This window comes from Sphaerotilus sp. FB-3, from assembly GCF_023706025.1.
Taxonomy (GTDB): domain Bacteria; phylum Pseudomonadota; class Gammaproteobacteria; order Burkholderiales; family Burkholderiaceae_C; genus Sphaerotilus; species Sphaerotilus sulfidivorans.
On the sequence record NZ_BQWE01000059.1, the window covers coordinates 13859 to 40267 of the forward strand.

The window sequence follows — 26409 nt, forward strand, 5'->3', positions numbered from 1 at the left end:
GGCCCGACCTATACTGGCCGCACGATATTGGATGCGCACCGGGACGGGTTTTTCCGCGGGCCCGCTGCGCGACGCGAAAGGTGTGCGAGATGGGAAGCAAGTTGAAGGTGGCGGGCTGGCTGGCGATCGGTGCGGTCGCAGGCGCCCTGACGACGATGCAGCTGCAGGCGACCGCGCGCAGCGCGATGTCGCCGCTGCCGCTGGAGGACATGCAGCAGCTCGCTGCGGTCTTCGATCTGGTCAAGCGCTCCTATGTCGAGCCGGTCGACGAGAAGAAGCTGATCCGCGACGCGATCGGCGGCATGGTGTCCGGGCTGGACCCGCATTCGGCCTATTTCGAGGGCCAGGCCTTCAAGGAATTCCGCGAGGGCATCAGCGGCAAGTTCACCGGCGTGGGCATCCAGATCGAGATGGATGACGGTCTGGTCAAGGTGGTCTCGCCGATCGAGGGCTCGCCGGCCTTCCGCGCCGGCCTGCAGACCGGCGACCTGATCACCCGCATCGACGACACGATGGTCAAGGGCCTGAACATGGACCAGGCCATCAAGCGCATGCGCGGCCCCAGCGGCACGAAGGTCGTGCTGACAGTGTTCCGCAAGGCCGACAACCGCACCTTCCCGGTCACCATCATCCGCGAGGAGATCAAGACCAAGAGCGTGCGCTCGAAGGTGGTCGAGCCCGGCTACGCCTGGATCCGCATCAACCAGTTCCAGGAGCCGACGCTGCGCGACTTCACCGAGCAGCTGCGCGAGATCTACCAGAAGGATCCGCAGCTCAAGGGCCTGGTGCTCGACCTGCGCAACGATCCCGGCGGCCTGCTCGACACCGCGGTCGGCGTCTCGGCGGTCTTCCTGCCCCGCGACGTGGTGGTGGTGTCGACCAACGGCCAGATCCCGGAGGCGCGCAGCGTGCTGAAGGCCTCGCCGATGTTCTACTCGCGCGATGGCAGCGACCTGCTCGCCGGACTGCCCGCCGCGCTGAAGACGGTGCCGGTGGTGGTGCTGGTCAACGAGGGCTCGGCCTCGGCCAGCGAGATCGTCGCCGGCGCGCTGCGTGACCACAAGCGCGCGGTCATCATGGGATCGCAGACCTTCGGCAAGGGCTCGGTGCAGAGCGAGATCGCACGCCTGCCGATGCCCAACACCTCGCTGAAGATCACCACCGCGCGCTACTACACCCCGTCGGGCCAGTCGATCCAGGCCAAGGGCATCGTGCCCGACGTGCTGGTCGACGAGACCGCCGAGGGCAGCCCGTTCGCGGCGCTGCGCATGCGCGAGGCCGATCTCGACAAGCACCTGGGCGACGGCAGCGGTGCGGCCGAGAAGAAGGATGCCGCCCGCGAGAAGGCCCGCGAGGAGGCGCTGAAGAAGCTCGAGGAAGCGCGCGACAGCAAGGACAAGGCCCCGAAGCTGCCGGAATACGGCACGCCCGAGGATTTCCAGCTGCAGCAGGCGCTCAACCGCCTGAAGGGGCGCCCGGTGGTGGCGTCGAAGACCCAGACCGAGCGCAAGCCGGTCGAGCCGAAGGCGAACTGAGACGGAGCGCGCGATGGACGACGACCAGCTGCTGCGCTACAGCCGCCATATCCTGCTCGACGAGATCGGCGTCGAGGGCCAGCAGCGCCTGCTCGACGGTCATGCGCTGGTGATCGGCGCCGGCGGCCTGGGCTCGCCGGCACTGCTCTATCTGGCCAGCGCCGGCGTGGGCACGATCACGGTGGTCGACCACGACACGGTCGATCGCACCAATCTGCAGCGCCAGATCGCGCACACCGAAGCGCGCGTCGGCCTGCCGAAGGTCGAGTCGGCGGCGGCCGCGATCGCGCAGATCAACCCGGGCGTGGTGGTGCGCACCGTCGCGCAGCGTGCCGACGCCACGCTGCTGGCCGAGCTGGTGGCGGCGGCCGACGTGGTGCTCGACTGCAGCGACAACTTCCCCACCCGCCAGGCGGTCAACGCCGCCTGCGTGGCGCAGCGTCGTCCGCTGGTGTCGGGCGCGGCGATCGGGCTGGACGGCCAGATCGCGGTCTGGGATGCGCGCACCGGGGAACTGCCGTGCTACGCCTGCCTGTTCCCGCCGACTGCCGAGGTGCCGGAGGTGCGCTGCGCGACGATGGGCGTGTTCGCGCCGCTGGTGGGCATCATCGGCACGATGCAGGCGGCCGAGGCGCTGAAGCTGCTGGCCGGCTTCGGTCAGCCGCTGGCCGGCCGGCTGCAGATGCTCGACGGTCGCCGCATGGAATGGACCGAGATCCAGGTCGGGCGCGATGCCGCCTGTCCGGTCTGTTCGGCACGGGCCTGACACGGACCTGATCCGGCCGCTATGCTGTCGGACATGGAAAAAGCCCATCCCGAACTGACAGCACGCAACTTCCCGTCGGCCCAGGAGGAACTCCAGGCCGCACAGCCGCCCTCGCTGTACGGCGGCCCGGAGAGCGCCTACCGGCTGGCCTTCGCCGACAGCGCCTTCCTGCTGCGCGAGGAGCTCCGGCCGGTGCGCATGCAGCTCGAGCTGCTCAAGCCCGAGCTGGTCCAGACCGAACTCGGCATCGAGTCGACGATCGTGATCTTCGGCAGCGCGCGCATCCTGCCGCCCGAGACCGCCGCCGAGCGCCTGGCCGAGGCCGAGGCGGGCGGCGACGAGGCTGCAGTCGCGCGTGCGCGTCGCCAGGTCGACATGAGCCGCTACTACGACGAGGCGCGCCGCTTCGGCGCGATCGTCACCCAGCGCTCGCGCACGCTGGAGACGCCGATCTATGTCGTCACCGGCGGCGGCCCCGGCATCATGGAGGCAGGCAACCGCGGCGCGCATGAGGTCGGCGGCAAGAGCATCGGCCTGAACATCGTGCTGCCGCACGAGCAGGCGCCCAATCCGTACATCACGCCGGAGCTGTGCTTCCAGTTCCACTACTTCGCGCTGCGCAAGATGCATTTCGTGATGCGCAGCATCGCGCTGGTGTGCTTTCCCGGCGGCTTCGGCACGCTCGACGAGCTGTTCGAGACGATGACGCTGATCCAGACCGGCAAGAGCCGCCGCCGCCCGATCCTGCTGTTCGGACGCGAGTTCTGGACCCGCCTGATCGACTTCGACTGGCTGATCGAGACCGGCATGATCAGCCCGGGCGACGTGAACCTGTTCCGCTTCGTCGAGACCGCCGAGGAGGCCTGGGAGCAGCTGTCGGCCCACTACGGCTTCGATCTGCCCGACACCACCACCGGCGCCTTCGCGGAGGACATGTGAGCATCGACATGAGCGGGCGCGAGGTCGCGCTGATCGGCGTGCCGACCGATGTCGGTGCCTCCGACCGGGGCGCGTCGATGGGGCCGGAGGCGCTGCGGGTGGCGGGCCTGCGCGAGCGGCTGCAGGCGCACGGCCTGGTGGTGCATGACCGCGGCAACCTGTCCGGCCCGGCCAATCCGTGGCTGCCACCGGTCGACGGCTACCGCCATCTGGCCGAGGTCGCCGAGTGGAACCGCAAGGCGCACGAGGCGGTGCATGCCGAGCTGACCGCCGGGCGGCTGCCGATCATGCTGGGCGGCGACCACTGCCTGGGCATCGGCTCGATCAGCGCGGTGGCGCGCCACTGCCGCGAGACCGGCCGCAAGCTGCGGGTGCTGTGGCTCGATGCGCATGCCGACTTCAACACCTCGGCGATCACCCCGACCGGCAACATCCATGGCATGCCGGTGGCCTGCCTGTGCGGCTTCGGCCCGCCGGAGCTGACCGGCATCGGCGGCCAGGTGCCGGCGATCTCGCCGAAGTGGATCCGCCAGATCGGCATCCGCAGCGTCGATGCCGGCGAGAAGCGCTTCGTGCATCAGAACGAGCTCGAGGTCTTCGACATGCGCTACATCGACGAGATGGGCATGCGCCATGCGATGGAGCTGGCGCTGGCCACGCTCGACGAGCGCACGCATCTGCATGTCAGCTTCGATGTCGACTTCCTCGACCCGGACATCGCGCCGGGCGTGGGCACCACCGTGCCGGGCGGCCCGACCTACCGCGAGGCGCAGCTGTGCATGGAGATGATCGCCGACACCGGCCGGCTGGGCTCGCTCGACATCGTCGAGCTCAATCCGGCCTGCGATGTGCGCAACCGCACCGCGGCGCTGGCGGTCGACCTGGTCGAGAGCCTGTTCGGCAAGAGCACGCTGATGCGACGCTGAGCCGCGTGCACCGCGCAGGGCGGAGTGACATCGCGGACTGCGACAATCGGCGCATGAGCCTTCGCAGTCCTTCCGCTTCCGCCGCATCGTCTTCCCTGCAGCTTTCCCTGGTCGCGCTGGATGATCCGGCCGACCGTGTCGCGCTGGCCACCCGCTGGCGTGCGCTCGAGGCCCGTGCCGAGGGCAGCTTCTTCACCCGCTGGGCCTGGATCGGCACCTGGCTGGCGCTGCTGCCTGACGCGGTGCGCCCGCGGCTGCTGCAGGCGCGGCGCGGCGAGCGCGATGTCGGCCTGGCGCTGGTCGTCGACGGGCCCGGCCGGCAGCGCTTCGGCCTGCCGTTCTGCCGCACCGCCTGGCTGCATGCGACCGGCCGGCCCGAGCTCGACATCCTGACGATCGAGCACAACGACTTCCTGGTCGCCGACGACGACGCCGAGGGCGCGGACGCGGTCCGTGCGGCGATGCTGGCGCACTGGGCCGGGCGTCTGCGCGGCGTCACCGAGATCGTGCTGCCCGGCCTGGCCGGGCCGGGCTGGCCGGCCGGCTGCGAGACGCGGCTGGCCTCGCGCCGGCTCGAGCGCGAGGACTGGGTGCGCCGCTCCTACGCGGTCGACCTGAAGGCGGTGCGCGCCGCCGGCGGCGACTTCCTGAAGCTGATCAGCTCGAACTCGCGTTCGCAGATCCGCCGCAGCATGAAGGAATACGGCCAGCTCGGGGCCCTCACGCTGACGCCGGCGGCCTCGACCGCGCAGGCGCTGGACTGGCTCGAGCGCCTGGCCGCGCTGCACCAGGCGCACTGGACCGGCCGCGGCCAGCCCGGCGCCTTCGCCAACGACTTCTTCTTCCGCTTCCACCGCACGCTGGTCGAGCACCACCACGACAGCGGCGCGGTCCAGATGCTGCGGGTGGCGGTGGGCGAGCATGACCTGGGCTTTCTCTACAGCTTCATCCACCGCGGCCGGGTGTATTTCTACCAGTCGGGGCTGGAGTACGGCCTGATCGAGAAGCATGCGCGGCCCGGGCTGGTCGCGCATGTGCTGGCCGCGCAGCACAACGCCGCGCTCGGCCACGAGGTCTACGACTTCATGGCCGGCGAGTCGCGCTACAAGACCACGCTGGCCACGCTCGACGAGCAGATGACCTGGACGACGCTGCGCACTTCGGCGCTGCGCTTCGAGCTGGAGGCGGCGCTGCGCCGGCGCCGTCAGCGCCGTGCCGGCGCGGTCGAGTCGCCGGAGGCGCTGGCGGACTGAGATCGGCGCAGCCCGTCGCGACGCTTCAACCGGCGCTCTTCAGCCAGCGGGTGCGATGCCGCGCCGCTGGCGTGCCGCCAGCAGCATCCGGCGCGGCGTCAGCAGCTTGGCCAGCAGCCGCAGCGTGCGCATGTCCAGGCAGCCGAAGCGGGTGCTGCTGCGCAGCAGCATGCGTGCGGCCTCGAGCCGGTCGGTCTCGATCAGCGCATCGGCGGCGTCCAGGCAGAAGCCACCGAGCTCGCGCAGGAACAGCGGCAGCTGGCGCAGGTAGAGCTCGGGATCGCGCTGGCAGATGCGCTCGGCCACCCGCAGCGTGTCGACGGTGGCGCGCACCCGGTGCCGCGGCGAGGACATCTGGCTGGCCGACAGGCGGTAGTCGATCAGCGCGCGCTCGATGAAGGCGACCTCGCCGCAGCGCGCCGCGCGCACGATCCAGTCCCAGTCGCACATCGAGCGCGCCTCGTCCTCGAAGCTGCCGGCCTGGTCGGCGCGCAGCAGCTCGCGGCGGAACATCAGCGTCGGCGGGTGCATGAAGTTGCCATGTGCCAGCTCCTCGTAGGCCGGGCCGTGGCAGACATGGAACTGCTCGCCCCAGGCGGTCTCGAGCGGTTCGCGGCGGCGCAGCAGCGAGCGGATGCCCTGGCGGGCCCGGCCGATGCGTGCGTAGTAGCGTGCCGCATGGCTGGCGCTCACCTTGCCGTCGCGGTCGTCGAAGGCATCGAAGTCGCCGGCGCACATCACCACCTCGGGCAGCGCCTCCAGCACCCGCGCCTGCAGGGCCAGGCGCTCCGGCCGGCACAGGTCGTCGGCATCGAGCAGCGCGATCCACTGCCCGCGTGCGGCCGCCACCCCGGTGGCCCGCGCCCGTGCCAGCCCGCCATTGGGCTGCGACAGCAGCCGCACCCTCGCGCCGTACTGCGCCAGCATCTGCGCGGTGCCGTCGGTCGAACCGTCGTCGACGACGATGATCTCCAGGTGCGGCCAGGTCTGCGCGAACAGGCTCTCGAGCGTGGCCGGCAGGGTGTGGCGTGCGTTGTAGGCGGGAATGACGACGCTGATGAGTTCCGCCGGATTCAGGTCTGAGTTCAGCTTCGAGTTCAGATCAGGTCCGGCCTGCGGTCCAGGCATTGTTGTGTCCGGTCGGGTCAATGGTTCACATGATTTCAGAGCAGCCGTGAAAAGGGAAGGTTTCCCATTTCGGGTTTGCTGAAAGCAACGGTAACGAATGTGTTCCGTGACCGTGGCGTGGCGTCGTCGTCGTCGTCGCTGTGCGGTTCCTTGTCTCAGGCCGGTCGTGCCCAGGGCACCAGCAGCAGTGCCAGACGGCGCAGCGCTGGCACACGCTGGCCGAGCTGGTCGAGCAGCACGATGTCATTCTGGTTCCAGACCCTGAAGATCAGCGTCGACAGCAGATAGCTCACCACGTAGAGCAGTCCGGCCAGCAGCTGGTGCAGCAGTGTCGGGGCCTCGCTCAGGGACAGCGCGCCGAAGCACAGCGCTGCCGCGCTCAGGGCTGCGGCGCTCATGCGCATCAGCTCGCCCAGCGGCAGCGGCATGCGCAGCACCCACCAGACGCAGCCGAAGGTGAACAGGAAGACCGCCAGCGTCGAGGCCATGTGCGCGTAGATGGCCCCTTCCAGCCCGTGCGTCGGCACCAGCCACAGCGCCATGCCCGCGCTGGTGACCACCGCGAAGACGGCCTCGGCTGCGCGCAGGCGCTGGTTGTCGGTGATCGTCAGCAGCGCGCCGAACGCGGCGTAGGACAGCGTGACGCCGCGCACCAGCACCATCATCTGCAGCGCGAAGATGGCGGGCGCATAGCTGCTGCCATAGGTGAGCTCGACGACCGGCCGGGCCCAGAAGTAGCCCACGCCGGTCAGCAGCAGGCCGAGAAAGTGGAAGTAGCGCACCGCATCGCCGCCGAGCCGGTGGATGCGCTGCTGGCCGCCGGCGCCATAGGCGTTGGCCAGCACCGGCATCAGCACCGTCATCAGGCCGGAGGACAGCAGATCCACCCCGCCGCGTGCCAGCGTGGCGGCGATGGTGAAGAAGCCGACCGCCTCGGCGCCGACCAGGCGGTTGAGCAGATAGGTCTCGATCGCCTTGTTGCTGAAGGCGGCCACCAGCGTCGAGACCATGGTCCAGGCGAGATGCGGCTTGACGCGGGCCAGCAGCTCGTCGTCGATCTCGCGCGAGCCCTTGCGGATCTCGGCACGGCGCAGCTGGTGGGCGGCCATCAGCGGATGCGCGATCGAGATCGCCAGGAACAGCAGCATGTAGCCGTCCAGCGGTGCGCCCAGCAGCGCCATGATGCCGGCGCCGGCCAGGTTGATCAGGCTCAGCAGGCTGATCGAGCTGGCCTCGATGCCGAAGCGGCCGTAGCCCTTGGCCACCGAGATGCTGAACAGGTACCAGGCCTTGGCGAAGGAGGCCAGCAGGGCGACCGCGGCGAACAGCGCCAGATGACCTTCCCAGCCGGCCGGACGCAGTGCCGGCAGTGCGGCCAGGAAGATGGCGCCCACCGCCAGCAGCGACCAGCCCTGCCAGCGCTGCAGCCGGCGGTGCACGTCCTGGGCGTCGACCAGGCTCTTGCGCCCGAGCGACTCGGAGACGAAGCGGATCGCCGAGGTGGTCAGGCCATGGTTCATCACCAGCACCAGCAGGCCCGAGAGCCACACCAGATAGGCGTAGCGGCCGTAGTCGGCCGGCCCGAGGCCGCGCGCGATCAGCATGCTGGTCACCAGACCGGCCGCGTAGGTCACATAGGTCGAGCCGGTCGTCAGCAGCACTGAGCGCAGCACTGCCTTGGCACCGAACTGGTTGCTCATTCAGGGTCCTTGTCGAATCGTTCGGCCCGCGGCGCCGTCGGCTGGGTCCGGCGGGGCCCGGTCCGTCCGCGACGAACCTCCTGTGGATGGTAGCAAACGGGCCTTTCGGCCTGAGGTGCCGTGCTCAGCGCGCGAACTGCGGATGGCGATGGGTGGCCATGCGCATCATCCGCGCGACGAACTGGGCCGCGCTGCGCTCGCGTGGCATGAAGCGCGGCAGCTGGTAGGGATCGGCCTGGTCGGTGGCCACGCCGACGGCGGTCGACACCGCACTGCTGTAGCCGGCCTCCTGCACCATCCTGGCGTGGATGGCCGCATAGTCGAGATCGGGCTTGCCGTTGGGGTAGGCGAAGCACGGCGGCTGGCGCCCGGTCAGCTCGGTGATGCGGTCGCGGTTGTCGGCGATCTCGCGCCGGGCCTGCTCCGGGTCGACCTTGGCCAGGATCGGATGGGTCACGGTGTGGCCGCCGATGTCGACCAGACCGCTGTCGGACAGCGCCCGCACCTGATGGTCGTCCATCATCAGGTCGTTGGGCAGCTTCGCGCCGGCCTTGCGGCACAGCTCGGCGCAGAAGTCCTGCCGGTGCTGCGGATCCAGGTATTTCACTGCCCGGGTCAGATCGGTCACCAGCGCGCGGCGCGAGGCGATGTCGGTGATCATGCGGGTGCCCAGGCCGACCTCGGACAGGTCGATCGCGCCGGGCGGCAGGCGTCGCACCGTCTCGACCACCGTGTCGTTGAACATGCAGCCGCCGTTGAGGAAGCCGGTGGTGACGAAGACGGTGGCCGGCAGGCGGAACTCGCGCAGCAGCGGCAGCGCCAGATCGTGGTTGTCGCGGTAGCCGTCGTCGAAGGTGATGCAGGCTGCCCCGGCCGGCAGCCGGCCTTCGCGCAGCATCTCGGCGGCCTCGTGCAGCCGCAAGACCTTGAAGGCGCCCGCGAGCGCGCGGAACTGCTCGGCCATCTGGCGGATGTCCGGCACGTCGGGCTGCAGAGGATCAGGCTCCTTCAGCACCCTGTGATACATCAGGATCGGCAGCAGGTTCGTGCCCGTCGGATAACGGGCCTGCACGAACCAGCGTGCGATCGGGCGGGCGATGGCGACCATGTTCAGATGACTCCCAGCGTCTCCCCATGCCGTCGGGGAAGACTTCATATTGTCCTGCCGTGCATCGACTGCGCGACAACCAGAGCCCGGAATCCGTCTCCCTTTTCATGGGGAAACCTCTTTTCCGGCAATGATGGAAACGAATTTTCCACGCCGGGCGCTGGTATCGACAGATCTGTTACCTGCGGAATGCAAATCGGCGAAAAGCTCATCGCCCGATCGTGCCCGCCACAGAAGGACGGTGTCCCATCCTTGATGCCGGCCTGCATGTTAACGAGTGTGTAGCATGTCACATCCGAAAGTCTGTTTCCTGACGAAACGCTGTGGTTTCGCGGCCGCAGTCGAGGCCCTCCGGCAGGGCACGACATAAAACGAAACACGACGATACCTGGGCGAAAGGACGCCGAAGTGCTCGCCCGGCACGATGAGACCGTGTTCGATGCAGTCTCATCAAGGAAGGAAATCGTCATGAATCGCGTGTTCAAGCGTTCGCTGGCCGGTGTGGCCGCCCTGGCGCTGGTGGTCGGTCTGAGCGCCTGCGGCAGCGCGCCCTTCGGCGGGCGCGGCGGCCCCGAGGGCGAGGGCTCGTCCATCGGCATGGGCATGAAGGACCGCCATGCGCACGGCCCGCGCAGCGAGGCCGACCACCAGAAGATGCGCGAGCGCATGGTCGAGCGCATCACCGCGCAGCTCGAACTCGACGCGGTGCAGAAGGGCCATCTGGTCCGGCTGATGGAGACCCTGCAGGCCCAGCGCACGGCAATGGCCGGCAGCGCGGGGCAGGCCGGCCGCGGGGGACATGGCGGCCCGGGGGGTCCCGGCATGCTGCCGCCGCAGCAGATGCAGGAGCTGGTCAAGGGCGAGCGCTTCGACCGGGCCCGCGCCCAGACCCTGGTCGACGAGAAGACGCAGGCCGCGCGTGCCGCCGCGCCGCAGGTCATCGCCGCGATGGGCGACTTCTACGACAGCCTGAAGCCCGAGCAGCAGGCCAAGGTGCGCACCTTCCTGGAGCGCGGTCCGGGCCGCGGCTTCATGGGCGGTGGCCGTCACCACGGCTGAGCCGTGCGCGCGGCGGGTGTCCGCGGCTAGGATCGGGCCATGCCTCGCCTGCTCCTGATCGATGACGATGAACATCTGGCCGCGCCGCTGGCCGCCTACCTGCGCCGCTTCGACCTGCAGCTGGAGGCCTCGGTCCGGCCGGAGGCGGGGCTGGAGCGGCTGCGCGCAGAGTCCTTCGACGCGGTGATCCTCGATGTGATGATGCCCGGCATGGACGGCTTCGAGCTGTGCCGGCGCCTGCGCCGCGACCCCGATGCCCGTCTCGCCGGCCTGCCGGTGCTGATGCTGACCGCGCGCGGCGAGGTCACCGACCGCATCATCGGCCTGGAACTGGGGGCCGACGACTACCTGCCCAAGCCCTTCGAGCCGCGGGAGCTGGCGGCGCGGCTGCAGACCATCCTGCGCCGCCGTGCCGCGCCGGTCGGGGCGACCACGGCGATGCCGATGGCCGGGCGTCTGCGCTTCGATCGCATCGAGATCGACCTGGAGCGACGCCAGGTCTGGCGCGACGGCCAGCCGGTCGAGCTGACCGGCACCGAGTTCACGCTGCTGGCGCTGCTGGCGGCCGAGCCGCAGCGCGTCTTCAGTCGCGACGAGATGCTCTCGCGCCTGCGCGGGCACGAGACCGAGATCCACACCCGCGCGATCGACATCCTGGTCAGCCGCATCCGCCGCAAGCTCGAGCCGCTCGACTGCATTCGCACCCTGCGCAATGCCGGTTACACCTTCGCGGCCGGAGCGCCCGAGTGAGGCGGCTGCCGGGCGTGCTGCGCCGGCTGGGCGGCCGGCTCGGGCCGCGCCTGCTGCTGCTGTTCGTGGTGCTGGCGCTGGCGATGACGGCGGTGTTCATGTCGGGCCTGCAGCGCGCGATCGGCGGAGGCTGGCGCGGCCTGGTGCGCCCGCTGGTCGCCGACTATGCCGACCGGCTGGCGGCGGACCTGGGTTCGCCGCCGGACATCGCACGTGCGCAGGCGCTGGTGGCGCGCCTGCCGCTGTCGGTGCGCATCGACGGGCCGGTGGTGCAGTGGGACTCGCACCCGCATCTGCGCGGTCAGCCGGAGCGGCCCTGGCGCATGGGGCCGCCCCGGCATGCCTCCGATGTCGATCTGCATCGCCATCGTCACGGCGATGCGCCGGCCTCGGGCGGGCGCGACCTGCGCTGGGTGGCCGATCCGGCGCTGGAGGACCGCGCCGATGCGGACGAGGGCAGCGAGCGCGGCTGGCTGCTGATCAGCCGGGTCACGCCGGACGGCCACCGCATCCGCTTCGGCCTGGGCGATGTGCCCTGGCGGGAACGGCCGCGCTCGATCGGCTGGGTCACGCTGGCCACGCTGCTCGGCCTGACGCTGCTGGCCTATCTGGTGATGCGCCACTGGCTGCGGCCGCTCGACGACATTCGCGCCGGCGCGGTGCGCTACGGCGAGGGCGACTTCGCCTCGCCGATCCCGGTGCGCGACCGCGGCGAGCTGGGGCGGCTGGCGGTCCAGATCAACACCATGGCCGCCGCGCTGCACGGCATGCTCGAGGCCAAGCGCGCGCTGCTGCTGGCGATCAGCCATGAGCTGCGCTCGCCGCTGACCCGCGCGCGCCTGCACGCCGAGCTGGTCGAGGACGGCCCCTCGCGCGAGGCGCTGCTGCGCGATCTGGGCGAGATGCGCGAGCTGATCGCCGATCTGCTCGAGGGCGAGCGCCTGGCCGGCGGCCATGCCGCGCTCCAGCCGGCGCCGACCGATCTGGCGCTGCTGGTCGAGCTGGCCGCGGTCGAGGCGGCCGAGGCTGCGGGTGCGCCCGAGCAGGCGCTGCGCTTCGACCTCGATGCGGTGTCCGGCGAGCTGGCGCTCGATGCGGCGCGCTGGCGGCTGCTGGTGCGCAATCTGGTCGGCAATGCGCTGCGGCACGGCAGCGCGCCGGTGGAGGTTCGGCTGGCCCGGGTCCGCCCGGATGCAGGCCAGGCCGATGCGGTGGCGGGCGATCTGCTCGAGTTCGGCGTGCGCGACCATGGGCCGGGCGTCGCACCCGAGGTGCTGGCCCATCTGGGCGAGGCTTTCTATCGGCCGGACGCCGCACGCGGCCGGGGGCAGGGCGGCGTCGGCCTGGGCCTGCATCTGTGCCGGCTGGTCGCACGGGCGCATGGCGGTCGGCTGGAGCTGCGCCCGGCGCAGCCCGGCCTCGATGTGCGGGTCCGGGTGCCCTGGCCGGATCAGCCGGCGCGGTCGGGTCCGGCTGATCCGCCGTCGTCGCTCCGCTCCGACCCGGCTGGCAGCGCGTAGTAGGCCGCCTCGTAGCCCAGGTCCATGCGGGCGCTGTCGGTCTCGCGCGGACCGTCCTGATCGCGTGAGCCCTCGCTGCGCAGCATGGTGTGAAGCCGGCGCCACAGCGGCAGCGAGCTGTCGGCGGCAGGGGTGTGCTTGTCGGACATGTCGGGCTCCTTCCTTGTCGTCGTGGATCTTCTGATCCGGATTTCAGGCTCAGGTCCGGGGGCTGACTACCCAGTCGGGCAACAGACGCATCAAGACGTGTCCTTGTCCCATCCCGGGTTGCAGCTTCGAACGACCCTGACCGCCGGTGAGGGGGAGGGTGCGGTGCGGTCGGGTTCCGGGTTTCGAGTGCGCTTGAGCGTGACAGGTTCCGCAAGAATGCTTGGCAAGTTCTGAAGCGGGCCCGGATCCGGTTCAGGGTACGAGGTGTCCGGAGCCCTCGGTCCGGGTGCCGGGTTGCGGGGCCGGCTGTTTCAGGCCTGGGCCTCTGTGCTGTGATAATCGGTAACCTTTGGGACCGATCGCCGCGGGCGAGTCGACATGATGAATCTGCCTTCCTTCGCCTCCTCGATCCGCCTGGTCGGCCAGATGCTGCTGTGGGGCGGCTGGCTGGTGCCCGCGCTGCTGGCCTGGCAGCGCCTGCTCGACTATCTGAACGACGATCTGGCGCGGCTGCATTTCACCCCGAGCTCGGCGCTGATGCCGATGCCCGACATCAACGAGGCGGCCAACATCGCCGCCGCGCGGCAGTGGATGCTGGTGGCGGCGGTCTGGCTCGGCCTGGCGATCCTGTCGGCCTGCGTCGGTGCCTGGCGGGGGCGGGCGGGCGGCCGGGCGGGTCAGCCGGCGTCGGCCGAGGGGCCGGCCGCGCCGGTCGCACCTGCTGCAGGCGCGGTGGTGCCGCCGCCCGCGCTGGCGCAGCAGATGGATCTGCTGTCGCGCCAGGTGGAGGCCTGCCGCGAATCGCTGGCCGGCGAATACGCCCGGGTGCAGGCGATGGGTGCGGCCACCGACGACACCCAGCGCGATCGCTTTGCACGGCTCGAGCAGCGCCTGTCGGGACTGGAAGGTCTGCTGCAGCGCAATGGCGAGCAGATCGGGCATCAGCTCGGCGATCTGCGCGAGCGCATGGCGGCGGGCAGCTCGACCAACCAGTCCGATTTCGGCGATCTGGCCACCGGCCCGGTGCCGCTGCTGGCCGGTGCCGGTTCGGCCGATGACCTGCGTCGGCTGCGCGATCTGGTGCTGAACCTCTCCGACCTGAAGGCGGACCTGCGTCTCGAGCAGCGCCAGCTGCGCCAGCGCCTGCGCGATCTGCCCGATGCGGGCGCCGCCGCCGGCAGCCAGAGCCGGCCACGACCGCCCCGGGCCGCCTGATCGGCCGGCCCATGGTGGGTTGCCCGGGCGCCCCGGCTCGGGTATGATCAGGTTTTCGCTAGAACGCTGAATGGGCGGATCAGATCCAGCCCATTTTTTTTGCTTGAACCGCCGCAAGGCACCGGAAGGAGTGCGGCAGCCGGCTGGCGTGATGTCTGCGAAGAGGCCCGTTGCGGCCTTGATGCGGCATGACGCGGCTCTCAGGCTGCCGTTTGTACTGCATAGATGAACTGGCAGCAGGCTGTCGAACGAACCGTTACCGGCATGGGCTACGAACTCGTGGAATGCGAGCGTGGCCTGCGCGGGTTGCTGAGTGTGTCCATCGACCGGGTGCCGGGCACCGTCTATCCGACCGGTCCGGCCGACTTTGTCCTGGTCGAGGATTGCGAGCAGGTCACCCGCCAGCTCCAGCGCGTGCTGGAGGTCGAGGGCTGCGACTACGCTCGTCTGGAGGTGTCCTCGCCCGGGCTGGATCGGCCGCTGCGCAGGATGGCCGACTATGTGCGCTTCGAGGGCGCCGAGATCGACGTCACGCTGCGCCAGGTCTTCCAGGGGCGCAAGAAATACCGCGGCATCCTCCGTCTGGCCGGGAAGGGTCCGGACGCCTCGCTGGAACTGATCTTCCGCGACGGCAAGGACAAGGACGAGCAGGTGCTGGGCTTCACCCTCGACGAGGTCCGCGAGGCCCGGCTGGTGCCGGTCGTGGACTTCAAGGGGCGGGGTCGCAAGGACAAGGATGCCGGCGCGGCAGCGGGTGAAGCGGCGGAACAGGAACCCGGAGGTCACGAAGAATGAACCGCGAACTGTTGATGCTGGTCGATGCGATCTCGCACGAGAAGAACGTCGATCGCGAAGTCGTGTTCGGCGCCGTCGAGTCGGCGCTGGCCTCGGCCACCAAGAAACTCTATGAGGGCGAGGTCGACATCCGTGTCGCCATCGACCGCGAGAACGGCGCCTACGAGACCTTCCGGCGCTGGCATGTCGTGCCCGACGAGGCCGGTCTGCAGCAGCCCGAGGCCGAGATCCTGCATTTCGAGGCCAAGGAGCAGATCGACGACATCGAGGTCGGCGACTTCCTCGAGGAGTCGGTCGAGTCGGTGCCGATCGGCCGCATCGGCGCGCAGGCCGCCAAGCAGGTGATCCTGCAGAAGATCCGCGACGCCGAGCGCGAGCAGCTGCTCAACGACTTCCTGTCGCGCGGCGACAAGATCTTCACCGGCACCGTCAAGCGCCTCGACAAGGGCGATCTGATCGTCGAGAGCGGCCGCGTCGAGGGCCGCCTGAAGCGCAGCGAGCTGATCCCGAAGGAAAACCTGCGCTCGGGCGACCGGGTGCGGGCGATGATGGTCGAGATCGACCCGACGCTGCGCGGTCCGCAGATCCTGCTGTCGCGCTCGGCGCCGTCGTTCATGATCGAGCTCTTCCGCCAGGAAGTGCCCGAGATCGAGCAGGGCCTGCTCGAGATCAAGAGCTGCGCCCGTGATGCGGGCAGCCGCGCCAAGATCGCCGTCGTGTCCTATGACAAGCGCGTCGATCCGATCGGCACCTGCGTGGGCGTGCGCGGTTCGCGCGTCAACGCGGTCACCAACGAGCTCGCCGGCGAGCGCGTCGACATCGTGCTGTGGTCGGAGGATCCGGCGCAGTTCGTCATCGGCGCGCTGGCCCCGGCCAATGTGCAGTCCATCGTCGTCGACGAGGAAAAGCACGCGATGGACGTGGTGGTCGACGAGGAGAACCTGGCCATCGCGATCGGTCGCGGCGGCCAGAACGTGCGTCTGGCCTCCGAGCTGACCGGCTGGCGCATCAACATCATGACCGCCGAGGAGTCGGCGGCCAAGCAGGCCGAGGAAAGCGACGGCATCCGTCGCCTGTTCGTCGAGCGTCTGGATGTCGACGAGGAAGTCGCCGACATCCTGATCGCCGAGGGCTTCACCAGTCTCGAGGAAGTGGCCTATGTGCCGCTGCAGGAGATGCTGGAGATCGATGCCTTCGACGAGGACACGGTGCAGGAGCTGCGCTCCCGCGCGAAGAATGTCCTGCTGACGCTCGAGATCGCCAAGGAGGAGCGCGTCGAGGAGGTGTCGCAGGACCTGCGCGACATGGAAGGACTCAACGCCGAACTGATCGCGAGCCTGTCCGAGGGTGGCATCCACACCCGCGACGATCTCGCCGATCTTGCGGTCGACGAGCTGGTCGAGATGACCGGCGTCGACGAGGCCCGTGCGAAGGCGCTGATCATGAAGGCGCGCGAGCACTGGTTCGGCACGGACGCCTGAGTCCGAGCCCCGCGCCCCGAGACCCTTCCAGATCCTGACCGACACCGACGAACGAACGAACAAGACGCCCGTCCCAAGGAAACAAACACATGGCTGTGACCACCGTTGCCCAGTTCGCTGCCGAGCTCAAGAGTTCGGTGACGACGCTGCTCGAGCAACTTCAACACGCCGGCGTGAGCAAGGGAAGCGACCGCGACCCCCTCACCGAGGCCGACAAGGAACGACTGCTGGACTACCTCCGCCGCACGCATGGCACGACTGGTGCCGACCGCAAGAAGATCACGCTGACCAAGAAATCCACCAGCGAGATCAAGCAGGCTGACGCGTCCGGCAAGGCCCGCACGATCCAGGTCGAAGTGCGCAAGAAGCGCACCTTCGTCAAGCGCGACGATGTGGTGGGTGGAGCCGGTGGCGCCTCCGAGGCGCTGGAGACGGTCGAGGACGATTCGCGTCAGGTCGAGGAAGAGCTGCGCCTGCAGGCGGAAGCTGCCGCCGCGGCCGCGGCTGCGGAAGAAGCCCGCCGCCGCGAGCAGGCCGAGGCCGAGGAGCGCGCCCGCCGCGAGGCCGAGGAACGTGCCCGCCGCGAGGCCGCAGAGCGTGCTGCGGCCGAAGCCGCGGCCCGCGAGGCTGCTGCCCGTGCTGCTGCCGAGCAGGAAGCCCGTGCCCAGGCTGAAGCCGCCGCTGCGGCTGCGGCCCGTGCCGAAGCGGCTGCTGCTGCTCCGGCGCCGGCCGCCGCGCCGGTGGTCGACGCGGCAGCGCAGGCTGCCCGCGACGCTGCTGCCCGCCGTGCCGAGGCCCAGGCCCGTGCTGCCGCCGAAGTGGCTGCTCTGAACGAGGCGGCTGCGCGCCGTCGCAACGGCGGTGGCGCCCAGGGCCGTGCGGGCAGTGCTGCCCGCACTGCTGCCCCGGTGGCCGCAGCCGCTCCGGTGGCTGCGCCTGAGCCCGCACCGGCTCCGGCCCCGGTCCCGGTGGCTGCACCTGTGGCGGCCCCCGCTCCGGTCGTCGCTGCGGCGGCACCGCTGCCTGTGCCTCCGCGTGGCGCTGCTCCGGCTCCCGCACGTGTTCCGGCGCCGCCGGTTCGCCCGGCGCCGCAGCAGCCGACCAGCCGCGGCATCTTCACTCGTGCACCGGCCCCGACGCCGGCCGCTGCCCCGGCTGCGGCTGCGGTTGTCGCTCCTGCCGTGGATGCGGCACGCCAGGCCGAAGCCGAGCGCCGTCGCAAGGCGGCCGAGGCCGAAGCCCAGGCCATCCGCGACATGATGGCCCGCAAGAACAAGGTTCTGGTCGCGAAGAAGCCCGAGGAGCCCAAGCCCGCTGCGGCTCCGGCCCCGGGTGCGATCACCGGCACCATTCGCAAGCCGGCTGGCGCTCCGGGCGCCGCCGCTGCTCCGGGTACGGCCCGTCCTGGCGACAAGGCTGCGCCGGGCAAGAAGGGTGCGGAGAAGAACGTCAAGTCCGGCGAACTCTCCTCGACCTGGTCCGACGACAAGAAGCGCGGCACCGCGCCGAAGGGCCGTGACGCGGCACCGGGCGCCTCCGCCAACCGTGGCAGCAACTGGCGCGGTGCGCCGGCCGGCGGCCGTGGCGGTCGCCGCGGCGGTCGTGGCGACAGTGGCGACCAGCGCATGGCGCCGCAGGTCGAGGCCCAGATCCACGAGGTCCATGTGCCCGAGACCATCTCGGTGGCCGATCTGGCCCACAAGATGTCGGTCAAGGCCTCCGAGGTGATCAAGCAGCTGATGAAGCTGGGCCAGATGGTCACCATCAACCAGCAGCTCGACCAGGAAACGGCCATGATCCTCGTCGAGGAAATGGGCCACAAGGCGTTTGCCGCGAAGCTGGACGATCCGGACGCCTTCCTCGAGGAAGAGAACGCGGCCGCGTCGGGCGAGGCGCTGGCGCGTCCGCCGGTGGTCACCGTCATGGGTCACGTCGACCACGGCAAGACCTCGCTGCTGGACTACATCCGCCGCAGCCGCGTCGCCGCGGGCGAAGCGGGCGGCATCACGCAGCACATCGGCGCCTACCACGTCGAGACGCCGCGTGGCGTCATCACCTTCCTCGACACCCCGGGTCACGAAGCGTTCACCGCGATGCGTGCCCGTGGCGCCAAGGCCACCGACCTCGTCATCCTGGTGGTGGCGGCCGACGACGGCGTGATGCCGCAGACGAAGGAAGCCATCAGCCACGCCAAGGCGGCTGGCGTGCCGATCGTCGTGGCGATCAACAAGATCGACAAGCCGGGCCACAACGTCGAGCGCGTCACCCAGGAACTGGTCGCCGAGCATGTGGTGCCGGAAGCGTACGGCGGCGACTCGCCGTTCTGCCAAGTGTCGGCCAAGACCGGCCAGGGCATCGACGAGCTGCTCGAGCAGGTGCTGCTGCAGGCCGAAGTGCTGGAGCTGAAGGCGCCGGTCGAGGCCCTCGCCAAGGGCCTGGTGATCGAAGCGCGTCTGGACAAGGGCCGCGGCCCGGTCGCGACGGTGCTGGTGCAGTCGGGCACGCTCAAGCGTGGCGACGCGGTGCTGGCCGGCCAGAGCTATGGCCGCGTCCGCGCCATGCTCGACGAGGACGGCAAGCCCATCACCGAGGCCGGCCCCTCCATTCCGGTGGAGATCCAGGGTCTGTCCGAAGTGCCGGCGGCCGGCGACGAGTTCATGGTCCTGGCCGACGAGCGCCGGGCCCGCGAGATCGCCACCTTCCGTCAGGGCAAGTACCGCGAAGTGACGCTGAACAAGCGCCAGGCCGCCAACCTCGAGAACATGTTCGAGAGCATGGGTCAGACGGCCGCGCAGATGCTGCCGCTGATCATCAAGGCCGACGTGCAGGGCTCGCAGGAAGCGCTGGCCACCTCGCTGCTCAAGCTGTCGACCGACGAGGTCAAGGTGCAGATCGTGCACGCGGCGGTGGGCGGCATCAGCGAGTCGGACGTCAACCTGGCGCTGGCCTCGAAGGCGGTCATCATCGGCTTCAACACCCGTGCGGATGCCGGTGCGCGCAAGCTGGCCGAAGGCAACGGCGTCGATCTGCGCTACTACAACATCATCTACGACGCGGTCGACGAGATCCGCGCCGCGATGTCGGGCATGCTGGCGCCGGAGCAGCGCGAGGAAGCCATCGGTACCGCGGAAATCCGCACGGTGTTCGTCGCGTCGAAGATCGGCACGGTCGCCGGCTCGATGGTCACCTCGGGTCTGGTGCGTCGCAACTGCAAGTTCCGCCTGCTGCGCGACAACATCGTCATCTACACCGGCGAGGTCGAATCGGTCCGCCGCATGAAGGACGATGTCAAGGAAGTCAAGGAAGGCTTCGAGTGCGGCATCAAGCTCAAGAACGTCACCGACATCGCTGAAGGCGATCAGCTGGAGTTCTTCGAGATCAAGGAAGTGGCGCGCACGCTGTAATCCACGGCGTCTGCCCTGCTTCCGGGCCCCGGCGCCAGCGCCGGGGCCTCGTCGTTTTGCGCGAGAGTGCGCGAGAGCTTTCTCACCATGAGACACAAGCGTTCGATTCCCAACCGCGGCTTCCGTGTGGCCGACCAGATCCAGCGCGACCTGGCCGAGCTGATCCGCGGCCTGAAAGATCCGCGCGTCGGCATGGTCACGATCAGCGCGGTCGAGGTCACGCCCGACTATGCCCATGCCAAGGTGCACTTCTCGGTGCTGGTCGGCGATGCCGAGGCCACCGGCCAGGCGCTGAACGAGGCGGCCGGCTTCCTGCGCAACGGCCTGTTCAAGCGGCTGCAGATCCACACCGTGCCGACGCTGCATTTCCATTTCGACCGCACCACCGAGCGCGCGGTCGCCATGAATGCGCTGATCCGCGAGGCCAATGCGCAGCGCGCCGCCGACACCGACGATGAGCAGTGACATCCCCCTGATCGCCGATGCGGCGGTCGCCGAACCGCAGGGTGCCGCGGCACCGGCGCCCCGGGTGCGGGTGCCGCGCCGTCCGGTGCATGGCGTGCTGATGCTCGACAAGCCGCTGGGCCTGTCGAGCAACGACGCGCTGCAGAAGGTCAAGCGCCTGTTCCGCGCCGAGAAGGCCGGCCACACCGGCACGCTGGACCCGCTGGCCACCGGCCTGCTGCCGATCTGCTTCGGTGCGGCGACCAAGTTCTCCCAGGTCAGCCTGGAGGCGGACAAGGGCTACCGCGCCACGCTGCAGCTCGGCCAGACCCGCGTCGGCGGCGACCGCGAGGGCGAGGTCATCGCCGAGCGCCCGGTCGCCTGCGACCGCGCGGCCGTCGAGGCGGCCTGCGCGCGCTTCACCGGCCTGATCTCGCAGCTGCCGCCGATGCAGTCGGCGCTCAAGCACAACGGCAAGGCGCTGTATGAATACGCGCGCGCCGGCGTGACCGTCGAGCGCCAGCCGCGGCAGGTCACGATTCATCGCATCGACATCATCGAGTGGCAGGCTGACCGGCCGGATCTGCTGGTGGTCGACGTGCTGTGCACCAAGGGCACCTACATCCGCACGCTGGCCGAGGACCTCGGCGAGGCGCTGGGCTGTGGCGCCCACCTGGCCGGCCTGCGGCGCATCGTCAGCGGACCGGTCGACCTGCGCGCCTCGGTCACGCTGGCGGCGCTGGAGGCGATGGACGAGCCGGCGCGCGACGCCTGTCTGCGCCCGGTCGACGTGCTGCTGGCCGACTGGCCGGCGGTGCAGCTCGGCGAGGCCGACGCGGCACGGTTCCTCAGCGGCATGCGCCGCCGGATCGTGCATGCGGATGCCGAGCATGTGCGCGTCTACGGCCCCGACGGGCGCTCGCTGCTGGGGGGCGCCCATGTGAAGGCCGGCGAGCTGATCGCCGACCGTCTGCTGAGTCCTCTCGAAGTCCGCGCGCTGCGGCGCGACTGACCTGATCCGATTCCTTCCGAACTCTTCCGCTGACCCCGCGCCGCTGCGGCCGCGCTGACGGACCAACCTCATGAGCACACAGATCCGCAACATCGCCATCATCGCCCACGTCGACCATGGCAAGACCACGATGGTCGACCAGCTGCTGCGCCAGAGCGGCACCTTCGCCGAACACGAGAAGGTCGTCGACACCGTGATGGACAACAACGCCATCGAACGCGAGCGCGGCATCACCATCCTGGCCAAGAACTGCGCAGTCAGCTGGGAAGGCACGCACATCAACATCGTCGACACGCCCGGACACGCGGACTTCGGCGGCGAGGTCGAGCGCGCGCTGTCGATGGTCGACGGCGTGGTGCTGCTGATCGACGCCCAGGAAGGCCCGATGCCGCAGACGCGCTTCGTGACCAAGAAGGCGCTGGCCCTGGGCCTGAAGCCGATCGTCGTGGTGAACAAGGTCGACAAGCCGGGCGCGAAGCCGGACGCGGTCATCAACGCCGCCTTCGACCTGTTCGACAAGCTCGGCGCCACCGACGAGCAGCTCGACTTCCCCGTGGTCTACGCCTCGGGCATCAACGGCTGGACCAGCCTGGAAGAAGGCGCGCCGGGCGAGCAGTGGGGCCCCGACATGTCGGCGCTGTTCAACACGGTGCTCAAGCATGTGCCGCCGCAGCAGGGTGACGCTTCGGCGCCGCTGCAGCTGCAGATCTCGGCGCTGGACTTCTCCAGCTTCGTCGGCCGCATCGGCGTGGGCCGCATCAGCCAGGGCACCATCAAGCCGGGCATGAACGTGGTCGTGATGGAAGGTCCGGACGGCAAGAGCGTCAACGGCCGCATCAACCAGGTGCTGACCTTCCAGGGCCTGGACCGCGTGCAGGTGACGGAAGCCGGCCCGGGCAACATCGTGCTGATCAACGGCATCGAGGAGATCGGCATCGGTGTCACCGTGACCGATCCGGCCAACCCGCAGCCGCTGCCGATGCTCAAGGTCGACGAGCCGACGCTGACGATGAACTTCTGCGTCAACACCAGCCCGCTGGCCGGTCGCGAAGGCAAGTACGTCACCAGCCGCCAGATCTGGGACCGCCTGCAGAAGGAGCTGCAGCACAACGTCGCGCTGCGCGTGAAGGAGACCGACGAGGACGGCATCTTCGAGGTCTGCGGCCGCGGTGAACTGCACCTGACCATCCTGCTGGAGAACATGCGCCGCGAGGGCTACGAGCTGGCCGTCTCCAAGCCGCGCGTGATGTTCCAGGACATCGACGGCGTGAAGTGCGAGCCGATGGAGCTGGTCACCGCCGATGTGGAAGAAATCCATCAGGGCGGCGTGATGCAGGCGCTGGGCCTGCGCAAGGGCGAAATGCTGAACATGGAGCCGGACGGCCACGGCCGTGTCCGCCTCGAATACCGCATCCCGGCCCGCGGCCTGATCGGCTTCTCCAACGAGTTCATGAACCTGACCCGCGGCTCGGGCCTGATCTCGTCGATCTTCGACGGCTACGAGCCGCACAAGGGCGACATCGGCGGCCGCAAGAACGGCGTGCTGATCTCGATGGACGATGGCGAGATCTTCACCTACGCGCTGGGCAAGCTCGACGACCGCGGCCGCATGTTCGTCAAGGCCAACGACCCGGTCTACGAGGGCATGATCGTCGGCATCCACAGCCGCGACAACGATCTGGTGGTCAACGCCACCCGCACCAAGCAGCTGACCAACTTCCGTGTCAGCGGCAAGGAAGACGCGATCAAGATCACTCCGCCGATCGATCTGACGCTCGAATACGGCGTCGACTTCATCGACGACGACGAGCTGGTCGAGATCACGCCGAAGTCGGTGCGCCTGCGCAAGCGCTACCTGAAGGAGCATGAGCGCAAGCGCGCCTCGCGCGAAGGCGCGGGTTCCTGACGCGCATGCCGGGCATGAGCCATGCTCGCGCGGTCACGCTGATGGTGCTGGTGACGCTGCTGTGGAGCAGCGCGGGCGTCGTCAGCCGCCATCTCGAGGCCGCGCGCGGCTTCGAGGTGACCTTCTGGCGCAGCGCCTTCAATGCGCTGGCGCTGCTGGTGGCGCTGCCGCTGCTGCGCGGCGCGGGCCTGTGGCGCTCGCTGCGCGAGGGCGGGCGCGCCCTGTGGCTCTCCGGCCTGTGCTGGGCGGTGATGTTCACCGCCTTCATGTTCGCGCTGACGCTGACCTCGGTGGCCAACGTGCTGGTCACGATGGCCATCGGCCCGCTGATCACCGCGCTGTTCGCGCGCATCTTCCTGCAGCACCAGCTGCCGGCGCGCACCTGGGGCGCGATCGCGGTGGCGGGCGCCGGCATCGCCTGGATGTTCGGCGCCGAGCTGCAGACCGGCGCGGCCGCCGGCATGGGCGTCGCGCTGGCGGTGCCGCTGGCCGCAGCCGTCAACTTCACCGTGCTGCAGCATGTCTCGCACGGCAGCGGCGACCCGGACGAGGCGCTCGGCGGCGAGGCCGCGGCCACGCCCGACATGCTGCCGGCGGTGCTGATCGGCGGGCTGCTGTCGGCGCTGGTGACGCTGCCGTTGGCCTGGCCGCTGCAGGCCTCCTCGCATGACCTGATGCTGCTGGCCGGGCTGGGCGTGTTCCAGCTCGCGCTGCCCTGCCTGCTGGTGGTCGGCCTGACGGCCGTGCTGCCGGCGCCGGAGATCGCGCTGCTCGGTCTGCTCGAGGTGCTGTTCGGCGTGCTGTGGGCCTGGGTCGGCGCCGGTGAGGTGCCGGGGCCGGCCACGCTCAGCGGCGGCCTGCTGGTGCTGGGCGCGCTGGTCGGCAACGAGCTGCTGGCGCTGGCCGGTCGCCACCGCACCGGCCCGGCGCGCTGAGGCCGCCGCTGCCGTCCTGGGCCGGCATGGGGCTCAGGCCAGATCCTCGATCACGATCGCGCCGGCGCCCAGCAGCGCCATCGCCCGGCTCCAGTGGCGCGCCATGCGCTCGCTCAGGGCCGCCAGATCGACCGGCTGGCCCTGCTGCACCGCCCGCTGGGCCTTGAGCTGGGCTGTCCGGGCCAGCACCGCCAGCTGGCGCAGCGCATCGGCGGCCTGCAGCAGATGCGCGGAGCCGCTGTCCTCGCCCGAGAGCCAGCGCAGATGGATGGCCGCCAGCTCCGCGCTGGCACCGAGCCGCGCGATGCCGCAGTCCAGCCAGCGCCGGCAGCCCTCGACATTGCGCTGGCGCACCAGCGCATCGAGCTCGGCCTGGCTGCGGCGCTGCCAGCGGCGCAGCGGATGGCGGGTCGGAATCCGCTCCAGATGCCGCTCCAGCAGCTGCCGGGCCAGATGGCGCAGCGTCTCGGGCGGGCGGCGCACCAGCCCGCGCAGCTCGATCGCCGTGGCGCTCGGCGCCAGACTGCCATCGCCCTGCAGTCCGGCCTGCATCAGGCCGTCGAAATCCTCGTCCTGCAGGTGAAAGTAGCCGTCATGGTGGAAATAGCCCAGGCGGCGCTGCGTCGCATCGAAGTCGTTGACGATCAGCGGGGTGCGCCGGTGCTGGCGCCGGTAGTCCTGGCCGTCGGTATCGGGCAGCCACCAGGCGTCGGCCTCCAGCATCACCAGCCGGCCCGCGCCGAGCTGCTCGTGCAGATGGTCGGCCAGCGGCCGCCACAGCGTCAGCGCATGCGGCTCCAGCCCGTGCAGGCGGCGCAGATCCTCGGCCGGCGGGCGCGGCTCGCTCCACTGGTCATCGAGCCAGTCGATCGCCAGCACATGGCCCAGCACCGCATGCACATCGAGCCGCAGCGCCGCCAGCAGCGACAGCCAGGGATCGAGCGCACCGGCGCCCTGAGGCCACAGCCGCTGCCGGGTATCCAGCGGCACCGTGATGCCGTGTTCCAGCCCGTTGATCAGGCACAGGCGGGCGGCAGTGGCAGGCGGCGGAAGCATGATCGATGTTCTCCCTCAATGAGATTAATGTAACATCCAGTAATAAAATAACCGAAGTGTTGAATTGATCACGTTTGCGGATTCCTTGCGCAGCCAGGGCCGGCTGGGACCCGGCTGCGCCGACCTGGCCGAATCGCTGGACGACGGCTGGTGGTGGGGCAGCAGCGCGCCCGGGCAGTGGGACTCGCCGCAGACCGTGCTGCGGCTGTCGCAGGAGCCGCACTGGCATGCCTGCGACGGCCCGGTCGCGCCGATCGACACGCTGGTGCGCCGGCTGGATTCGGCGGCGCTGTCGGCGGTTCATGCCGGCGTGCGCGACTGGTGGCTGTGCCGGCCGCTGCCGGCCTGCGCCGATCGGCGCCGTCGCTGGCTGGAGCTGGACGGTCTGGCCGGGCGCCGGGCCGAGCTGTGGCTGCATCAGGTCGAGACCGGACACCAGCGCCTGCTGCTGCGCAGCGACAGCGCGCTGCTGCGCCACCGCGTCGAGCTGCCGACCGGCGCGGCCGACACCGTGCTCTGGCTGGTGCTGCGCGACGAGCCGGTGTCGGCGGTCGGGCTGTGGCGGTCGGTGCGCCGGGTGGGCGAGCGGCTGGCGGTCGATGCGCCGGCCCTGCGCGCGCGCCTGCTCGATGCGGACCGCGCCCGGCTGGCGCTGCGCCTGCGGGTGCATGAGCCGCTGCTGGGCCTGTCGATGGTGCTGCGCCATGCCGGCCGACGCTGGCAGGCGCCGATGGCGCTGGGGGCCGTGGCTGCAGGGCGGGGCGGCGGCCTGTGGCAGGGGCTGCTGGATGTCGAGGCGCCGGCGCTGTGGTGGCCGCATGCGCTCGGCGAGCCGGCCCTGCATGAGCTGGAGCTGCACGCGCTGCTGCCCGAGGGCGGGCGCCGGGTGCTGCCGCTGGGACGCATCGGCTGGCGCCGGATCGCGCATGACCGCCCGCGCGGGCGATTGATCATCAACGGCGTGCCGATGCCTGCACCGCTGCGCCGGACCCGCTGGGTGCCGGGCGCGCAGATGTCGGCCACCGAGGCCGCCGCTCAGGTCGCGCAGGCGCGCGCTGCAGGCATCGATCTGCTGGACATCGCGTCTGCAGGCGGGCCGGATGCCGACGAGGCGCTGCTCGATGCCTGCGATGCCCAGGGCCTGCTGATCGGCCATGGCCTGAGTCTGGACAGCGCCGCCGCGTCCGCCCAGCTGGCCCAGCAGCTGGCGCGCTGGCAGGCGCGTGCATCGCTGGCCTGTGTGCGGGTACCCGAGTCGGTGCCCGAATCGGTGATCACGCAGGTGATGCAGGCGCTGCCCGAGAGCCTGTGCCTGTCCGCGTGACCG

The 26409-nt window shown here is 70.1% G+C and carries 22 protein-coding genes; 17 read left to right on the top strand and 5 right to left on the bottom strand.

All coding sequences use genetic code 11. From position 1 onward, the window contains the following. Positions 1 to 89 precede the first annotated feature (89 nt). Genes NFT33_RS18085 through NFT33_RS18105 form a run of 5 tightly spaced genes read left to right on the top strand, consistent with a single transcriptional unit; the run spans position 90 to position 5419 of the window. Positions 90 to 1535: a S41 family peptidase gene (locus tag NFT33_RS18085; RefSeq protein WP_149503305.1), complete on the top strand. Its 1446-nt coding sequence runs from the start codon at positions 90 to 92 to the stop codon at positions 1533 to 1535. Positions 1536 to 1548: 13 nt separating this feature from the next. Continuing rightward, positions 1549 to 2301: a HesA/MoeB/ThiF family protein gene (locus tag NFT33_RS18090; RefSeq protein WP_149503306.1), complete on the top strand. Its 753-nt coding sequence runs from the start codon at positions 1549 to 1551 to the stop codon at positions 2299 to 2301. 33 nt (positions 2302 to 2334) lie between these two features. Beyond that, a complete protein-coding gene (locus NFT33_RS18095; RefSeq protein WP_246607030.1) occupies positions 2335 to 3240 on the top strand; it encodes an LOG family protein in 906 nt (301 codons plus the stop codon). An 8-nt stretch (positions 3241 to 3248) separates the two neighbouring features. Further along, the gene (rocF, locus tag NFT33_RS18100) at positions 3249 to 4166 is read left to right on the top strand and encodes an arginase (protein WP_220785476.1); all 918 of its coding nucleotides are present in this window, start codon (positions 3249 to 3251) and stop codon (positions 4164 to 4166) included. A gap of 53 nt (positions 4167 to 4219) precedes the next feature. Next, positions 4220 to 5419: a GNAT family N-acetyltransferase gene (locus NFT33_RS18105; protein ID WP_220785397.1), complete on the top strand. Its 1200-nt coding sequence runs from the start codon at positions 4220 to 4222 to the stop codon at positions 5417 to 5419. A 39-nt stretch (positions 5420 to 5458) separates the two neighbouring features. On the opposite strand, the gene NFT33_RS18110 is transcribed toward NFT33_RS18105, so the two are convergent. The 3 genes from NFT33_RS18110 to NFT33_RS18120 form a co-directional block, all read right to left on the bottom strand. Then, the gene (locus NFT33_RS18110) at positions 5459 to 6547 is read right to left on the bottom strand and encodes a glycosyltransferase family 2 protein (RefSeq protein WP_251677436.1); all 1089 of its coding nucleotides are present in this window, start codon (positions 6545 to 6547) and stop codon (positions 5459 to 5461) included. A 155-nt stretch (positions 6548 to 6702) separates the two neighbouring features. Further along, positions 6703 to 8247, bottom strand: coding sequence for a lipopolysaccharide biosynthesis protein (locus NFT33_RS18115; protein ID WP_251677438.1), 1545 nt, complete (start codon positions 8245 to 8247; stop codon positions 6703 to 6705). A gap of 124 nt (positions 8248 to 8371) precedes the next feature. Continuing rightward, entirely contained in the window at positions 8372 to 9355 is a 984-nt protein-coding gene (locus NFT33_RS18120; protein WP_220785404.1) for a polysaccharide deacetylase family protein, read from the bottom strand. Between the two features lie 468 nt (positions 9356 to 9823). On the opposite strand from NFT33_RS18120, the gene NFT33_RS18125 reads away from it, so the two are divergent. From NFT33_RS18125 to NFT33_RS18135, 3 genes are read left to right on the top strand one after another with little or no spacing between them, the layout of a single operon-like run. Continuing rightward, positions 9824 to 10414, top strand: coding sequence for a Spy/CpxP family protein refolding chaperone (locus tag NFT33_RS18125; RefSeq protein ID WP_220785405.1), 591 nt, complete (start codon positions 9824 to 9826; stop codon positions 10412 to 10414). Positions 10415 to 10453: 39 nt separating this feature from the next. Continuing rightward, positions 10454 to 11164 carry a response regulator transcription factor gene (locus NFT33_RS18130; protein ID WP_220785408.1) on the top strand — a complete coding sequence of 237 codons (711 nt, stop codon included), beginning with the start codon at positions 10454 to 10456 and terminating at the stop codon, positions 11162 to 11164. Then, positions 11161 to 12684 carry a sensor histidine kinase gene (locus NFT33_RS18135; protein ID WP_251677440.1) on the top strand — a complete coding sequence of 508 codons (1524 nt, stop codon included), beginning with the start codon at positions 11161 to 11163 and terminating at the stop codon, positions 12682 to 12684. Before NFT33_RS18130 ends, NFT33_RS18135 begins: the two co-directional genes overlap by 4 nt. Here the strand turns inward: NFT33_RS18135 and NFT33_RS18140 are convergent. After that, positions 12615 to 12833 (bottom strand): hypothetical protein, encoded by a 219-nt coding sequence (locus tag NFT33_RS18140; RefSeq protein ID WP_220785409.1) that lies wholly within the window; start codon positions 12831 to 12833, stop codon positions 12615 to 12617. The genes NFT33_RS18135 and NFT33_RS18140 overlap by 70 nt on opposite strands. A gap of 382 nt (positions 12834 to 13215) precedes the next feature. Between NFT33_RS18140 and NFT33_RS18145 the strand changes: the two genes are divergently transcribed. The 8 genes from NFT33_RS18145 (at position 13216) to NFT33_RS18180 (ending at position 24026) form a co-directional block, all read left to right on the top strand. Further along, entirely contained in the window at positions 13216 to 14049 is an 834-nt protein-coding gene (locus NFT33_RS18145; protein ID WP_251677442.1) for a hypothetical protein, read from the top strand. A 225-nt stretch (positions 14050 to 14274) separates the two neighbouring features. Then, positions 14275 to 14844, top strand: coding sequence for a ribosome maturation factor RimP (gene rimP / locus NFT33_RS18150; protein WP_149503316.1), 570 nt, complete (start codon positions 14275 to 14277; stop codon positions 14842 to 14844). After that, complete coding sequence (nusA, locus tag NFT33_RS18155; RefSeq protein ID WP_220785414.1) at positions 14841 to 16325, top strand: transcription termination factor NusA; 1485 nt, start codon at positions 14841 to 14843, stop codon at positions 16323 to 16325. The genes rimP and nusA overlap by 4 nt, the downstream gene beginning before the upstream one ends. An 89-nt stretch (positions 16326 to 16414) precedes the next feature. Continuing rightward, complete coding sequence (gene infB, locus NFT33_RS18160; RefSeq protein ID WP_251677444.1) at positions 16415 to 19729, top strand: translation initiation factor IF-2; 3315 nt, start codon at positions 16415 to 16417, stop codon at positions 19727 to 19729. 87 nt (positions 19730 to 19816) lie between these two features. Then, positions 19817 to 20194: a 30S ribosome-binding factor RbfA gene (gene rbfA, locus NFT33_RS18165; protein ID WP_149503319.1), complete on the top strand. Its 378-nt coding sequence runs from the start codon at positions 19817 to 19819 to the stop codon at positions 20192 to 20194. Between the two features lie 100 nt (positions 20195 to 20294). Further along, a complete protein-coding gene (gene truB, locus NFT33_RS18170; protein WP_251677615.1) occupies positions 20295 to 21185 on the top strand; it encodes a tRNA pseudouridine(55) synthase TruB in 891 nt (296 codons plus the stop codon). Between the two features lie 70 nt (positions 21186 to 21255). Then, a complete protein-coding gene (gene typA, locus NFT33_RS18175) occupies positions 21256 to 23091 on the top strand; it encodes a translational GTPase TypA (protein ID WP_251677446.1) in 1836 nt (611 codons plus the stop codon). A gap of 14 nt (positions 23092 to 23105) precedes the next feature. Next, complete coding sequence (locus tag NFT33_RS18180; RefSeq protein WP_251677448.1) at positions 23106 to 24026, top strand: DMT family transporter; 921 nt, start codon at positions 23106 to 23108, stop codon at positions 24024 to 24026. A 33-nt stretch (positions 24027 to 24059) separates the two neighbouring features. Here the strand turns inward: NFT33_RS18180 and NFT33_RS18185 are convergent, their stop codons facing one another. Beyond that, positions 24060 to 25082 carry a DUF1839 family protein gene (locus NFT33_RS18185; protein ID WP_251677451.1) on the bottom strand — a complete coding sequence of 341 codons (1023 nt, stop codon included), beginning with the start codon at positions 25080 to 25082 and terminating at the stop codon, positions 24060 to 24062. A 64-nt stretch (positions 25083 to 25146) separates the two neighbouring features. Between NFT33_RS18185 and NFT33_RS18190 the strand changes: the two genes are divergently transcribed. Then, positions 25147 to 26406 carry a hypothetical protein gene (locus tag NFT33_RS18190; RefSeq protein ID WP_251677453.1) on the top strand — a complete coding sequence of 420 codons (1260 nt, stop codon included), beginning with the start codon at positions 25147 to 25149 and terminating at the stop codon, positions 26404 to 26406. Positions 26407 to 26409 lie beyond the last annotated feature (3 nt).

What these genes read in the sequence shown, in the direction of transcription:
- NFT33_RS18085 (WP_149503305.1), top strand. Translation starts at nt 90, where the DNA reads ATGGGAAGCAAGTTGAAGGTGGCGGGCTGGCTGGCGATCGGTGCGGTC.
- NFT33_RS18090 (WP_149503306.1), top strand. Translation starts at nt 1,549, where the DNA reads ATGGACGACGACCAGCTGCTGCGCTACAGCCGCCATATCCTGCTCGAC.
- NFT33_RS18095 (WP_246607030.1), top strand. Translation starts at nt 2,335, where the DNA reads ATGGAAAAAGCCCATCCCGAACTGACAGCACGCAACTTCCCGTCGGCC.
- rocF (WP_220785476.1), top strand. Translation starts at nt 3,249, where the DNA reads ATGAGCGGGCGCGAGGTCGCGCTGATCGGCGTGCCGACCGATGTCGGT.
- NFT33_RS18105 (WP_220785397.1), top strand. Translation starts at nt 4,220, where the DNA reads ATGAGCCTTCGCAGTCCTTCCGCTTCCGCCGCATCGTCTTCCCTGCAG.
- NFT33_RS18110 (WP_251677436.1), bottom strand. Translation starts at nt 6,547, where the DNA reads ATGCCTGGACCGCAGGCCGGACCTGATCTGAACTCGAAGCTGAACTCA.
- NFT33_RS18115 (WP_251677438.1), bottom strand. Translation starts at nt 8,247, where the DNA reads ATGAGCAACCAGTTCGGTGCCAAGGCAGTGCTGCGCTCAGTGCTGCTG.
- NFT33_RS18120 (WP_220785404.1), bottom strand. Translation starts at nt 9,355, where the DNA reads ATGGTCGCCATCGCCCGCCCGATCGCACGCTGGTTCGTGCAGGCCCGT.
- NFT33_RS18125 (WP_220785405.1), top strand. Translation starts at nt 9,824, where the DNA reads ATGAATCGCGTGTTCAAGCGTTCGCTGGCCGGTGTGGCCGCCCTGGCG.
- NFT33_RS18130 (WP_220785408.1), top strand. Translation starts at nt 10,454, where the DNA reads ATGCCTCGCCTGCTCCTGATCGATGACGATGAACATCTGGCCGCGCCG.
- NFT33_RS18140 (WP_220785409.1), bottom strand. Translation starts at nt 12,833, where the DNA reads ATGTCCGACAAGCACACCCCTGCCGCCGACAGCTCGCTGCCGCTGTGG.
- NFT33_RS18145 (WP_251677442.1), top strand. Translation starts at nt 13,216, where the DNA reads ATGAATCTGCCTTCCTTCGCCTCCTCGATCCGCCTGGTCGGCCAGATG.
- rimP (WP_149503316.1), top strand. Translation starts at nt 14,275, where the DNA reads ATGAACTGGCAGCAGGCTGTCGAACGAACCGTTACCGGCATGGGCTAC.
- nusA (WP_220785414.1), top strand. Translation starts at nt 14,841, where the DNA reads ATGAACCGCGAACTGTTGATGCTGGTCGATGCGATCTCGCACGAGAAG.
- infB (WP_251677444.1), top strand. Translation starts at nt 16,415, where the DNA reads ATGGCTGTGACCACCGTTGCCCAGTTCGCTGCCGAGCTCAAGAGTTCG.
- rbfA (WP_149503319.1), top strand. Translation starts at nt 19,817, where the DNA reads ATGAGACACAAGCGTTCGATTCCCAACCGCGGCTTCCGTGTGGCCGAC.
- truB (WP_251677615.1), top strand. Translation starts at nt 20,295, where the DNA reads ATGCTCGACAAGCCGCTGGGCCTGTCGAGCAACGACGCGCTGCAGAAG.
- typA (WP_251677446.1), top strand. Translation starts at nt 21,256, where the DNA reads ATGAGCACACAGATCCGCAACATCGCCATCATCGCCCACGTCGACCAT.
- NFT33_RS18180 (WP_251677448.1), top strand. Translation starts at nt 23,106, where the DNA reads ATGAGCCATGCTCGCGCGGTCACGCTGATGGTGCTGGTGACGCTGCTG.
- NFT33_RS18185 (WP_251677451.1), bottom strand. Translation starts at nt 25,082, where the DNA reads ATGCTTCCGCCGCCTGCCACTGCCGCCCGCCTGTGCCTGATCAACGGG.